The 13,535-nt window shown below is 43.6% G+C and carries 9 protein-coding genes; 1 reads left to right on the top strand and 8 read right to left on the bottom strand.

Annotated features, from left to right (window positions below):
• Positions 1–131 precede the first annotated feature (131 nt).
• The 7 genes from dnaE to R3D00_10545 form a co-directional block, all read right to left on the bottom strand.
• A complete protein-coding gene (gene dnaE, locus R3D00_10575; protein ID MEZ4773615.1) occupies positions 132–3,647 on the bottom strand; it encodes a DNA polymerase III subunit alpha in 3,516 nt (1,171 codons plus the stop codon).
• Between the two features lie 90 nt (positions 3,648–3,737).
• On the bottom strand, positions 3,738–4,109 hold the full coding sequence (locus R3D00_10570; protein ID MEZ4773614.1) for a hypothetical protein: 372 nt from the start codon (positions 4,107–4,109) through the stop codon (positions 3,738–3,740).
• A 40-nt stretch (positions 4,110–4,149) separates the two neighbouring features.
• Positions 4,150–4,851, bottom strand: coding sequence for a hypothetical protein (locus R3D00_10565; protein MEZ4773613.1), 702 nt, complete (start codon positions 4,849–4,851; stop codon positions 4,150–4,152).
• 199 nt (positions 4,852–5,050) lie between these two features.
• Entirely contained in the window at positions 5,051–5,305 is a 255-nt protein-coding gene (locus tag R3D00_10560) for a hypothetical protein (protein MEZ4773612.1), read from the bottom strand.
• A gap of 163 nt (positions 5,306–5,468) precedes the next feature.
• Entirely contained in the window at positions 5,469–6,140 is a 672-nt protein-coding gene (locus R3D00_10555) for a hypothetical protein (GenBank protein ID MEZ4773611.1), read from the bottom strand.
• The gene (locus R3D00_10550) at positions 6,133–9,576 is read right to left on the bottom strand and encodes a GNAT family N-acetyltransferase (protein MEZ4773610.1); all 3,444 of its coding nucleotides are present in this window, start codon (positions 9,574–9,576) and stop codon (positions 6,133–6,135) included. Before R3D00_10550 ends, R3D00_10555 begins: the two co-directional genes overlap by 8 nt.
• Before the next feature lie 11 nt (positions 9,577–9,587).
• A complete protein-coding gene (locus R3D00_10545; GenBank protein MEZ4773609.1) occupies positions 9,588–11,246 on the bottom strand; it encodes a hypothetical protein in 1,659 nt (552 codons plus the stop codon).
• Positions 11,247–11,702: 456 nt separating this feature from the next.
• Between R3D00_10545 and R3D00_10540 the strand changes: the two genes are divergently transcribed.
• Positions 11,703–11,900 (top strand): hypothetical protein, encoded by a 198-nt coding sequence (locus tag R3D00_10540; protein ID MEZ4773608.1) that lies wholly within the window; start codon positions 11,703–11,705, stop codon positions 11,898–11,900.
• A gap of 10 nt (positions 11,901–11,910) precedes the next feature.
• On the opposite strand, the gene R3D00_10535 is transcribed toward R3D00_10540, so the two are convergent.
• Positions 11,911–13,128 carry an FAD-dependent oxidoreductase gene (locus tag R3D00_10535; protein ID MEZ4773607.1) on the bottom strand — a complete coding sequence of 406 codons (1,218 nt, stop codon included), beginning with the start codon at positions 13,126–13,128 and terminating at the stop codon, positions 11,911–11,913.
• Between the last annotated feature and the right edge of the window lie 407 nt (positions 13,129–13,535).

The following is a 13,535-nucleotide window of genomic DNA, read 5'->3' as shown; positions in this document are numbered from 1 at the left end:
TCGTGGGTGTCGTTTGATTTGATATTCAAAGAAACGCAATAACTACGGCCTGGATATACCCTTTGCTTTGACCGGTCAGGAATACTACCTAAATGGAAATATTCCTGCATGACCGGTAAGAATCCCGCGCATCAGATTAACGTATATTTCAGCCCCATTTCCCTCAATTCCCGGACAAGTTTATTGTTGGGATCAACCTGCCAGTCTGAACAAACCATGGAAATATCGGCGGGCATACTGTGATCTACGACCCGAAACTTCAGATCTTTTCTACCTCTATGCAGGCTAAACAGACTTTCCAGTTGTTTCAACAGTTCATCATCGAGCTCTTCATTGCTGATTTCAATACATAGGTGGCGCACCATTTTATCAAACAACTCATCATTCATCAGGCGAATATCGAGGATGCGAAGCTCATAGTCGGTAGGGTCAAATTTTTTGGCCTGGAAGGTTCCTGAGATAAAAATCATTTCATCCTGCCGTATCAGGCCGCGGAATTTTTCATACTGATCGCCAAAAAGGGCAATTTCATACGAGTCTGAAAAATCTTCAATGGAAAAGGAGAGGAACTTATTTCCCCGTTTTGAGACTCTTTCCCGGACACTGGTCACAATCCCGGCAATCCGCACATCGCGAGGTTTCTTTTCTTCCAGTTCTGAGAGTGTCACCGTTGTAAATGCTTCAATCTGCCATTTAAAGCGGTCGAGCGGGTGGCCGGAAAGGAAAAAGCCGATGACATCCTTTTCGTAATTGAGTTTTTCGAGTTCTGTCCATGCCTCTGCGATCCGGCCATCCTGCATCGTACCTCCGGGAATGGCGGGTTCGGCCTGAGAAGAATCACCTCCACTGATATCTCCAAAAAGGCTGACCTGTGGAGAGAGTCGTTCCTGTTGTACTTTGCTGCCATAACTCAGCGCTTTTTCCAGCACATTGACTTCTTCACGGGGAGAAGCTGCGAGGAAATACTGATATCTTTCTACCCCAAAACCATCCATAGCACCGGCATAGGCCAACGATTCCAGGACTTTTTTGTTGAGCGTACGGAGCGGCATGCGGGTGGTAAGGTCAAACAGGGAGGTAAAACGACCATCTTTGTTGCGCTGGGCAATCAGTTCAGCGACAACGGCATGCCCTACCCCTTTGATAGCCTCCAGACCAAAACGAATCTGTCCATTTTTATTGACCGAGAACAGACTCTGCGACTCGTTGATATCCGGCGGCAAAACCTCGATACCCATGCGGCGGCATTCTTCGATGAAGAAGGTGATCTTTTTGATATCGCTGACATTGTGAGTCAGTACGGCAGCCATATACTCTGCCGGGTAGTGCGCTTTGATATATGCTGTTTTAAATGCCAGAATAGAATAAGCTGCCGCGTGTGATTTGTTGAAACCGTAGGAGGCAAATTTTTCCATCAGGGCAAATACTTCACCGGCAACCTTCTTATCTACGCCATTTTCTTCTGCCCCCTTTACAAAGTGGGCCCTTTCTTTCTCCATGATCTCGATCTTCTTCTTTCCCATCGCACGGCGAAGAAGGTCAGCACCACCCATGGTATAGCCGCCCATCGTTCGGGCCACCTGCATGATCTGTTCCTGATATACCATGATGCCGTAGGTATTTTTGAGGATGGGCGCTAACATTTCATGAGGGTATTCCAGTTTCTCCCGTCCATGTTTACGGTTGATAAATGAAGGAATATTATCCATCGGCCCCGGGCGATAGAGGGCGTTCATCGCGATCAGGTCCTCTATATTGGTGGGTTTCAGCTGGCGGAGGTATTTGCGCATACCGTCGGACTCAAACTGGAAGGTCGCCACGGTATCACCACGCTGATACAGTTCATAGGTTTTGAGGTCTTCGAGATCAATATTGTCCGGGTCTATTTCCACATTATGGTTTTCCTTCACCAGCTTTATGGCTGTTTTGAGAATGGAGAGAGTCCGAAGACCGAGAAAGTCCATTTTCAGCAGTCCGCACATTTCAGCCATGGGGCCGTCGTACTGGGTGACGAGAGACTCATCTTTGGCTACGGCAACGGGGGCGTAGTTGGTTACATCACCGGGAGCGATGATGACGGCACAGGCGTGAACGCCGGTATGGCGGGCGGTTCCTTCCAAGGTACGGGCAAACCGCATGAGTTTGTTGATCTGCGGGTCTTTGCTTTCGAAGAGTTTGGAGAGTTCGTCGGCAAAATCGGGGTTCACCTCATGATCCATTGCTTTGCGAAAGGTCATACCGGGTCGGTCGGGCACCATTTTCGCGATGCGGTTGACCTCATTGAGCGGAATCTGCAAGGTACGTCCTACGTCGCGGAGCGCAGTTTTGGCGCCCATGGTTCCGTAGGTGATCACCTGACTTACCGATTTCCGGCCATATTCGCCAATGACATAATCAATCACCTCCTGCCGACCCTCATCATCAAAATCTATATCAATATCCGGAGGGGATACCCGTTCGGGGTTGAGAAACCGTTCGAAAAGCAGGTCGTATTTCAGCGGATCGATATCGATGATTCCCAGTACATACGCGACGACACTACCGGCGGCGGAACCTCTTCCGGGACCGACGTAAACCCCGCGGTTACGGGCTTCTGTGGTGAAAGACTGAACAATGAGGAAGTAACCGGCGTACCCCATTTTTTTCATGACTTTCAGCTCAAACTCAATCCGCTCAGTGATATCAGCCGTCATGTTGGGATAACGCCTGGGGGCGCGTTCCCAAACAAGTGCAGCGAGGTAGTCATCCATATCTTTATACTGCGGTGGAACTTTGTACTGCGGGAGAACCATATCTCCGGCGAGGTTGAGTTCAAAAGTACAGCGCTCGGCGAGGTGGATGGTATTGTCGAGCGCTTCGGGGATATCCTGAAACAGCTCCAGCATTTCGTCCTGCGTTTTGAAATAAAACCGGGGATTCAGGCGGCCTTTATCGTCGGTAAAGCGGAAACGGTTGGGATCATTGTAGTCAGACTGAGTCTGAAGAGCGAGGAGAAGGTCATGCGCTTCCGAATCTTCCTGATTGACATAGTGGACATCGTTGGTAGCGATGACCCGGATATCGTGTTTTTTCGCCATCCGGATCAGCCATTCGTTGCATTTGTCCATATCAGCGAGGGTATGGCGCTGGATTTCGATATAATAATTTTCCTTACCGAAGAGATCAATATAGTCTTTGAGGACAGCTTCGGCGGCTTCATCGCCTTTGTTGAGATAGGTTTGGTTTACCTCACTGGCGAGGCAGCAGGTAGAGGCGATGATCCCTTCGGCATGTTGGCGGAGGATTTCTTTATCGATACGGGGTTTGTAGTAATAGCCGTCGGTATAGCCGAAGGAGCAGAGTTTGACCAGGTTTTGGTAGCCGGTTTTATCTTTGGCCCACATGATCTGGTGAAAGCGTTTGGCATTTTTGTCTTTTTCGCGGGCATTGCCATCGGTGATATAAAACTCACAGCCGACGATGGGTTTGAGCCCATATTTACGAGCTTCGAGGACAAATTTGGGCACCCCATACATATTGCCATGGTCGGTGATACCGACGTGAGACATGCCGCAATCGCAGGCCTTTTTGACCATATCGGAGATTTTGGCAGCACCATCGAGGAGGCTGAATTCGGTGTGATTGTGGAGTTGGACAAATGAAGGCATAGAAACAGATTTGTACCGCGTAAGTTACAAAGGAAATAGGAGAATGAGTAAATGGGATATCCACAGATAACTGTGAATATCTGGGAGGAGTCATTCTTCTTCCAGCCGGTATAGTCGTTGACTGCCCCAAACATACACTTCGCTCAATTTGCCAGTAAATTGGAGTGTATCACCTTTTTTGGGCAACAGAATCCTTTGCGGATGTGGGGTTACCCACAGCGTTCCGGTAGAGTCACTAACTATCAACAGTCTATAGCCTATAGCATTAACTATCTGATCCACACTGGCTTTAACGGAAACACTGACACCCATGAATTGGGAGGGATTGGCATAAATTTCGCCAATGGAGACAGAAATTTCCATAGGAATCGGTGCTGGGTGAGAATCAGCCACCTGTCCCATACGGGTGTAATTGGCACCAATCAGAATGATGCCGGCAAAGACAAGCAAAAGCTTTTTCATGGTAAATTAGGTTTAAGTGTAAAGTGCAGTCATCAAAAATCTACAATACAGATAACAGATACCCAATCATTTTTAACCCCTCATTCGCGATCCAGGTGATGATGAAGCTGATTGTGAGGGAGCAAATAAAAATGATAATATAGTCAGAGATAAAAACTCCTGGGATCATCATAACCTCGGTTTTGGCAAAGCGGGAAGCAGGGGTCCTACCAATTTTTGGCGATTTTGGCGATTCATTATTACTGCTGTCAATGTTTTTATTTATGAAAATATTTTTCAGCGGAGTAATGGTACCGGGAGCCAAAAACTTTTCATCGTAGTCTGTCGAATCCAGGGCTAACAACTGTTCTGGATAGATTTGATTTTGCACATACAGCAATTCGAGAGATTCCGAAACAGATTTAAAGGAAAAGACTGTTGTGCAAAACATCGTTATACACGTGAGGAGGAGTCTTGCCCAACGATTGATCCGGGCCAGCTGTTTGATAGGGTGCCCTTTGTGGGAGCGTTCCCATTGATCATAATATACAAATGATATGTAAAGGAAAAGAATGCATAACATCATCAGGGTGAAGACCGGAAAACCACGGGTTGCGGATTTGAAACAACTATCCAACTGGCTGGAAATTTCAAAATCTGCATAGGCGGAAGCGATCAGGCAGATGGTTCCATTAATCAGGACAAGAGAAATAAACAGCGTCTCCAAGGGAGAAAATCGTGTTTTATTTGTTGTTTTTTCCATGTTTCAGCAGATTAAGTAGGTTGAGTTGGGGAGAATCAACATTGGGGGGGCGGTAGTCGCATAAATTTGTGGCGAAAAAGGGAAAAGGTTGTGAGCAAAATCACGAACAGGATTAAATGCTGAAATCTTCATAGTTTGAGTGTTAGTTTGTTTGTAAATGGCTTATGTTCATTATGAGTTCAATGTAATACCCATCGGGTTATCGGGAGTCGTCTTGTCGCACTCTGATGATTTCTGTGACCATTCCATAGGGGTTTACCTCATACAGTCGGGGCATGCGATGTTTAAGATAAGCCATTACGTGCTCGGGCACAGCGTTTGGGTAAAAAGAAACCGAATGGTTTTGGGGGAGATAAGTTACGACACCTTCCCAGATACTGGAAACGACTTGATACACCAGAGATGAGTCGGTGTGTGTGCTTTCATAACGAATAAAGATTGTAAAATACCACATAGGTTGTATATTTTGTAGTTGTAAGTCCTGATTAATAGATCTGCCCCAAAAGGCATCTATACAATTACAAAAGAAGAACCTCAATACTTGTTTGTAATTATTTAAACAATTATCCCGCCTATCAAGGCGGGATAAGATATTTTAAGAGATAATGAGACCATTTTCATCTCATCAAATCATTCATTTGTTGTCTGATCTTTGCAGCTTTTTCGGCTTCGTGGAAAAAGGCTTTCAGATCATAGAGCAATCTTCGCAGAATGGGGTTCTGTGACAAATCGAAAAGCACATCTCGGGTAGCTGATCGGGGGAAATTTCGACCAAGGATTCTCTCTATACCTTCAATTGTATGAGTAAGGTGAAGAAATTCCAAGCGAGCCTCCTTCACAAGGTCAAAGCTGAAAAGCGTGGTGAACTTTCGTATAGCGTCATTGTACCCTTCCAGGGAGCGGCGTTGCCATGCTTTTCCCAACTCTACGAGGAATTCAAACACCCGTCCGGAACTGTGGTGTTCTATGAGTAAGGGGTGCTGGAGTTTTTCCCCGGCAACGGTCTGAATAAAGTGCTTACGCAAGATAAGGTCCTTACTGCTTTTGTGTAATACCCCATAAATTTTATGCGGAGATAATGCCAGATGACTGATGTCCGGATACTCTGAAGTATTATCAGGCAGCAAAATAATATCACAGGAAACCACATGGCGAAATTCGGGGCCCTGGAATACCTTATCAAAAAGTATAGCCTTAGGCCCAGGTTCGTCGGTCAGATTTAACAACGATGAATAATCTTTAATCAAATCGTCGAAGATCGTGAATATAAGGAATAGGGAATTAGACATCATTGGGTTTTCTTGTTCTGGCGGAAAACAAAACTTTGGTTAGATGGTATTTACTTTTTTCCTGAAGGATATATTTGGCAATATTTGAGAAGTGAAGAAAAAGTGTGCCTTCCGGAATATAATGCGGCTTTCCCCGCCCTGTAATCAGAACAATATGTGACTTAGAGTTGATTTTTTGCAGCCTTATGAAATATTCCAGCAGCTGTTCAGGTGAACTACCCACGATTTTTTCCAGTATGCCTATATGAATGACACAAAAATCAGGAGAAAGTGTACTTAGCTTATTTTCCAGCCAGAGCGTAATTGTTTCTTTTCTCGAATAGGTGTTATCATCGTAGAGATTAATTTCATCCGTATGTGGAATAAAAATATTTGCCCATCGCAATTCATCCAGATAGGTATTTTCCATTGGAAGATCCGGCGTCTGCTTGTTCATGACCTCTTTCTGAATCCTTTCATCCAGAACAATTACCCGAGTCAGGGCGGCTTCCTTTAACTCAAGGAAAATCCTGTTTCGCACATTTCTACTTTCCTTATGTAAATGGGAGAGCAACATACCTGTTGGGGAAGGAGTGGAAAACCCTTCGTAATAAAATAGCGCATCAGGATGAAATTTGTCATGAGCATATGACATAAAATGATGGTCGAACAATATACTATTTGAGATTGTAGATAACGGCAGATCCAATGGCGCCCCACCATCCATTTTCACAGTCAGGGTTGTATCTTTAATTTGTTTTTTTACCTGTAGTTCTGCAATCCATTTATTATAACATTTAGCAATAAGTTTTTCGGGATTTTCATTCAGCTTTTTCTCAAACGAAATAAGTTCTTTTCCAGAACGGATATAAATTTTCCGCAAAGGAAATATCTTACTTCTTGTAATATTATTATCTGGATAATCGCCAATTACGGCTGCCATACTATGAGAATAAATATTTTTGTCTTTGTCGTGTATATCATTTTTACCTAAAATCCGGATACCATACTTCTGCAGATTCTGCTTATTATTGATCATCAGCATATCTTCACAATCCATGATAAGCAGTTCCCGAGGTTTTTTCAGGTAAATTTCATATCCGAGAAAGTAGTTCTTTTTATTTTTTCCGCCATATACCTCTACGGCTTTCAGCAAAGGCAAAGCTCGCCCATCATCATCGATTAGCTGAGTGGGAATTTTGCGCAGATAGGCTGCGGCAATCTGCATTTCCATAATCCCCCATCCATCCTGTCTGATTTCATTGTCGTTGTCCAGAAAATATCGGTTAATGAATCTGCTATTAATTTTATTGACCAGCCGATCATTTTCTGCTAAAGTAGAATCATGTTGTCGTGGGATATTATCGTAAATCGTGATTTTATAATGTCTGGGAAAGTTTGATGGTGCTTCACATTTAATCTGAAGCAGGATTTCACTCACGCCAGCTCCAGCTTCGTGTTTAGCACTGTTGCGAATAATATTCTCCAGGATATTATAGAACGCATGGTTACCAAGATCACCGTTGGGTATTTGCACCAACAGATCCTTTTTCCCTCTTACTCGATTTTCAAACTTCAATTCCTTACATCGCAGGCTTGTCCCACTGACAAATGTTCTGATAATTTTCTCCTGATTAAAATTAGCGATTAGTTCCTGATTGAGTCTCCGGGAAACTGCAACAACCGGGTCGGATGTCGCCAGATCGGCCAGAAAATCCATTCGGGTCTGGAGATAGGCAAAAAACTTTGCAAGTTCTTCTATATTGATGGGCTGGGAATGATCATAAAAAAAACGATCCAGATGCCTGGGATTGGATAAATGCGCCAGAATATGCGACCCCATATTATGAGCCAGGTTACGAATCTGAACTTTGGAAACAGCCTGTTTTACCTGCTGTGATTTTAGCATGCTGTTTTTCAGTTTCAGCATAACATTGAACATATTCTTTGCAAGGGTATTAGATATAATATAAGCCAGATCAGCGATCAGTGTCGGATCTGTGGGATTATTTTTTACGATAAAGGAAAACATGATCCGTGTAGGTCCCCCGGAAAAAGTAATGGGTACAACGGCATGGCACCAATTCACCTGCTCTTCCTGATTTTTAATATCAGTTTTCCACAACATTCGGTGGATCAATAGCCACTCTTCCCATATTCTTTTTTGCTCTTCAGAAAGCAACCTGCGTTGTTCAATCTCTAAAAGCAACTTTGATCTATCAGTGGTGCGCCCCTGGTTTTTATCCTTAAAAAATTGAATTAGTAAGTTTTCTTCTTCCCCGGTAATGGAAAGCAAGTCTTTCCATTTTACCCACAATGATTTTATACCAGCAGAAACCGGCTTCGACTTTTGATTGCTAATCGTGTTGAGCACCCTGCGCAATTCTATTCTTTCCGAATTTGAAAGGGGTCTGCCAACTGAAAGATGATAATTGTTTTTTATTTCCCTGATATTCAACTCACGGATATTAAAAACCACGGGATTAATAAATGTTGATTCGAAATCCTGATCTTCAACCTTCTGGTCAATAATAAAAAACTCAAAACCCTTTTTTCTCATTCCCTCTGTCAGGGAAGCAGCTTTCGCTTCTGTAGGAAGCTTCTTAAAATAGGAGGAAAGCATTTTTAATGTTGCGAGAGTGTCATCAAAAGCGGCCTTCGAACGAGCTTCAAGAATGGGAGCGTAATAGCCCATATATATCTGAGGGATACCAAAGTACCGGGATATATGATCGTCCTTATGAAAAAATGCCGACCAGGTCACCTCTGCACCCATCCGGTGGATCAGTGCATTTACATTTTGTGTCGCCATATTCAATTGAAGCGGAATCAGGGTTTTGAAAGCTTCAGGAAGGGTATGAGAATTAATTTGCCGGGAGAAACTGTTTTTATTGAATATTTTAATAATCCTGCACCAGTATTTATGCGAAGACTCTTCCACAAAATGGTCAATAAAGTGGTAGTCTGCCTTTTTGAAAAACTGGTGTGTCGGGATATTTTGCTCAGGAATTACCCCTCCAATCAAAACAATATGTTGGCTTTTATAGTATTTTTCCATCTCGGAAAGGATTTCTGACCCCACACCTTTCTTTTGGAAATCCTGATGTATAATAATCTGGTCCTGAAACACAAACCGCCCAATTGACATTAACTCCTCAGCAAACCAAAGATCATGTTTTAAATGATCTCTTAAAGCGCTGGAGTACTTATCAGGCCTCCCGATAAAACAAGTCATAAATCCAACCACATAATCATCACAATAAGCAAAAAACACATTTCCCATACCCGGTTCTAACACATCCAGGCTGGAAATACGGCGAGGTATAATTTTCTCGTCTGCTGCTGGGAGAGAATCATATATTCGCTGCATCTCTTCAAAATAATGAGGTTCAGAAAACAACCTTCGAAAAGGGATATTTTTCACGGTCACCTTCCCGGGACAATTACATTTTTCCATTTTATCAAAGATTAATATCGGTTTCTTAAGCCTCTCAACCAGTTGCGTTCTTCAATTGTAATCTCCTTACTCTGTATTGAGTTGATGCGATAATCCTTCCGTATTGACAACTTGAGATGCGTATTAAACAAATCGGTCAACCCGCTCTCATCTGCCTTTTCCTCCTTGTGGCCCGTAGTCAAAAGGCTATAAATGGTCAGCCACAATCCCTTTTTATTGTTTATATTATAATCCTCAATTAATAAGAGAAATAACCCCAGTGTGATTCTCCTTCCAATAAGTTTGCATCGAAACATTTGAAGATTATCTTCTTCTTCCTTTGCGTTCAGATTTCCCCTGAATTGTTGGTGCACAAAACCTGGAATCTGGTTCCCGGTTTCTGTATCATTGACCTTTGCGAGAAATTCTTCTGAAGCTTTATTAATACGGCGTTCCTCACTTTCATAATCAGGGCTATTCCGGTGGATTTTATACAACTCTTTTTTGCGATTATCCAGCCGGGGAAGCCCCAATAACAGGTTTTCAATTCTTTCTGCTTCTTTTGTTATATGTGTAATAAAATCGAATTGTTCTTGATTGGCTTGATTGCTTAGTGCATATCCTTTGTGAAATATTGCAACCCGGTTTTTATGTACATCCGGATTGAAAGGATGGTGGTCGAATCCGGTAAGGCTTACCAGTGAAATATAATTATCAAGTTGAAGAATTTCTTCGATAAGGTGATATCCTTGTTTTCTGCTTAATCTTCCATCCGGATAGTTTAACCTGTAATCTACAATGGCAACTTTTATATGATTGTCCTCATCCTCTTTGAGCTTACGAATTGCTTCGTCAGGATCAGAGAAAAAGTGACACTTTATATTTGCGAAAGATAAGACTCGGCTCATTACCAATTCCAGCCCCGGTTCATCATCAATATATATCACTTCAATTGTTCTTTGAGGCTCGGCCTCACGATTTACGCGCTTATACTCTGAGGAGGATTGGATAAAACTCAACACATGGTTCAGGGCAGTCGCAATAGAAGAAGCTGTGGAAGAAAATTCCATATTGGGTTTTTTCAGCATATTCAGCAAATCCAGTTTGATCTTGTAGATTCTTTCCTGATAGATTTCAGAAAATACTCTCATGAGCTTGCGAAATGTATATTCGACATACTCTGTAGGATCAGACTCCTGATGCTGCAGCAGCCTATTCTGCAGCCAGTGAAATATTTCTTTTACCACACCTTCTTTTGAATACAGATAATGAACAATATCTTCCAGTAACCGATCCTCCAAAGGATTTTCTGCCCGGGCTAAAATAGCCGATGAGTCCAATGAGGGAAGCTCTTCCAAAGGAACATAAGATATTGCGGGATCCTTCCAGAAACGATATCGGCCTTCTTTGTCAGAGATGCCCAGTTCTTCCGGATCCGAAAAACAGGAAACAATGACAGGACACGTCAATTTCATTTCAACCCGAAGCCTTGGGATCAGGTCCAGGCCATATTGATGTGTGTAGTTTCGCCCTTCCCACGAAAGTCCGGCAACTACAATAACCAGATTGGGTTGATGAGACTCGTTGACAAATTTTTCAAACGCTATACTATCACAAATACATTTTGGGTCAAACGACCATACATTAAGGGCCTGTTCTGGGTTACAGATAAGATAGACTGAGGGTTTCATTTTATGAGTTTTTTAGTATTTTCGCTTCATATTCCGTCAATTTTTCTGTTAAATTTTATTCAGCTAAAATCTTAAGTAGAAAATTGTTTTAAATTGATTCATGCTCCCCACATGAGTAATATAACATTTTTACCCCAGGCCCAATAATATGACAGAGAGTCCCACAATTTCCATCTTTACAAACACGAAAACACCAGCCGAGCTATATGCAATTTTTTTTTATACCATTTGCCAAAACCAAAGAACATCATTTAAAAAAGTACAAAAAAAATCTATATGATTTGATACGAAGGATTCCTGCCTGGCTCTGCATTTATCATACCCCCCCCCACTTGATCTTTCACGCACCCAAACGACACGTTTATTCAGTAAATATGCACGTTCGCTCAGTTTCTCTGTCATCTTTCGTAGGGGATGAATACTTTTGATTGTAATCTTCGTAGTCGTCCTCTTATTATGAAAAAGCTGCGCTACATAATCACTCTCATCGTCTCCATCTGCCTGCTGGTGGTTACGCTGTATGCGCTTTTTCAAACGCCGGCTCCTGTTGCTGCCAATACCAATATGGTTGATTCCCCTCAGTCTCTGCTTGACTCTGCCGCAGGGGTTGTATGGCACGACACGCTCTCCAAAGGACAGCGCCTGATCCGTTAAGGTACATTTTCTATTTTAACTCCGCCCGCAAATCATACGCTTCATCTGCCAGCAGATGCGGGGCTACGCTGCGTTGCATCGGAATCAACTGCCGGGCAACAATAAAATCCTTCGGCCGGTTAACACAATCCGCCGCGATCACTTTCCCTTCTTTCAGATACCATAGGGTAAAACTCCGCCCTTCCGTCGGCTCACCTTTCACCACGACTTCGTCGTATCCCTGATGAAGCCCGGCAATTTGCAGCCGCACATCGTATTGTTCGGACCAAAACCACGGAAGGGCCTCGTAGCGATGCTGCTGCCCACAGATTGTAGCGGCAGCTGATTTGGCCTGGTCAGTGGCATGGGGCACAGATTCGAGCCGTGTTTTGTATCCATACAGCTGGCTGGGAAACCAGGTACAGTCTCCTGCCGCCACGATGTCCGGATCACTGGTTTGGCTGTATTCATCCACCACTATACCATCTTCCACTTCAAGCCCACAGCTTTTGGCGAGGTTTGTTTCAGGCTCCACCCCTATGCCGGCTACAACCAGATCGCAGGTTGTTTCCGTCCCGCTTTCTGTTTTGGTTTGAAGGGATTTTCCGGTTTTTTCTATCTGCACCAATTTTTCGCTGGTGAGAATTTCAACCCCTTCTTCCTGATGAATGCGGGTATAAAACTGAGAAACGATCGGATGGGTTACACGGGAAAGTAAACGGTCTGCGGTTTCTAAGAGCTTTACTTTCATGCCCAAAGCAGAAAGTGAAGCGGCTGTTTCCAGTCCGATATACCCTCCACCTATGACAACGGCTACCCCTCCGGGTTTTGCGGCAGAGCGGATGGCAGAAGAATCATGGAGATTTCGAAGGTAAAATACGCCGGGTAAAGTCGCGCCGGGAACAGGAAGTTTTCGCACAGAAGCACCAGTTGTGATGGCGAGTTTGGAATAAGCGAGAGTTTCTCCGTTATGAAGGCGCAGCGATTTGTTTTGTCGGTCTATATGTTCGACACGGGTATTGGTCAGAAATTGAATGTCTGATTTTTCGTAAACAGCAGCACCGCGGATAAACATCTGATCTTCTGTCTTTTTTCCCTGAAGAAACTCCTTGGAAAGCGGCGGGCGATTGTAGGGAATGAGTGGCTCTTCACCGATAACCATAATTTCTCCTGTCCAGCCATATTGGCGGAGGCTGGGGGCAAGTTGCGCAGCAGCATGGCCGGCCCCGATGATGATACAGCGATTAATCAAAACTGGTAGTAAATAAATGGCTGAATATCTGCCGAGCGAGTCTGAATCACCATCCAGATAACCAGCGCCAATGCAAGAGATTTTACAAGTATGGGAGAGGTAATAAACCTTTTTTCTACAAAAAGGTCCACATCATCTGGTACAAAATGAAGAATATAACCCAGCAACATCAGCAGAAATACCTCCCTATATCCCAACAATACCTGCCAGGCAATTTGTCCCTGAAAATTGTAAATGACCTGATAGATCATGTCCCAGCCCATGGCGAATGATTCTGCCCGGAAAAATACCCAGCAAAAACACACAAAGTGGAAAGTGAAAAATACACCACCCAAATGAAGTGCAACACTTAGTACCAGCGACATCCAGCCTTGCATAAACCATTGAATCTGGCGGATAATTTC

The organism is Bacteroidia bacterium (assembly GCA_041391665.1).
Lineage (GTDB): Bacteria > Bacteroidota > Bacteroidia > J057 > J057 > JAGQVA01.
Note: the sequence above shows the minus strand (reverse complement) of the source record. Positions and strands in the feature narration are given on the sequence as shown.

Excerpts from the sequence above, each read along its gene's own strand:
- R3D00_10570 (MEZ4773614.1), bottom strand. The coding sequence starts at position 4,109 with ATGAAAAAGCTTTTGCTTGTCTTTGCCGGCATCATTCTGATTGGTGCC.
- R3D00_10555 (MEZ4773611.1), bottom strand. The coding sequence starts at position 6,140 with ATGTCTAATTCCCTATTCCTTATATTCACGATCTTCGACGATTTGATT.
- R3D00_10545 (MEZ4773609.1), bottom strand. The coding sequence starts at position 11,246 with ATGAAACCCTCAGTCTATCTTATCTGTAACCCAGAACAGGCCCTTAAT.
- R3D00_10550 (MEZ4773610.1), bottom strand. The coding sequence starts at position 9,576 with ATGGAAAAATGTAATTGTCCCGGGAAGGTGACCGTGAAAAATATCCCT.
- R3D00_10540 (MEZ4773608.1), top strand. The coding sequence starts at position 11,703 with ATGAAAAAGCTGCGCTACATAATCACTCTCATCGTCTCCATCTGCCTG.
- dnaE (MEZ4773615.1), bottom strand. The coding sequence starts at position 3,647 with ATGCCTTCATTTGTCCAACTCCACAATCACACCGAATTCAGCCTCCTC.
- R3D00_10560 (MEZ4773612.1), bottom strand. The coding sequence starts at position 5,305 with ATGTGGTATTTTACAATCTTTATTCGTTATGAAAGCACACACACCGAC.
- R3D00_10565 (MEZ4773613.1), bottom strand. The coding sequence starts at position 4,851 with ATGGAAAAAACAACAAATAAAACACGATTTTCTCCCTTGGAGACGCTG.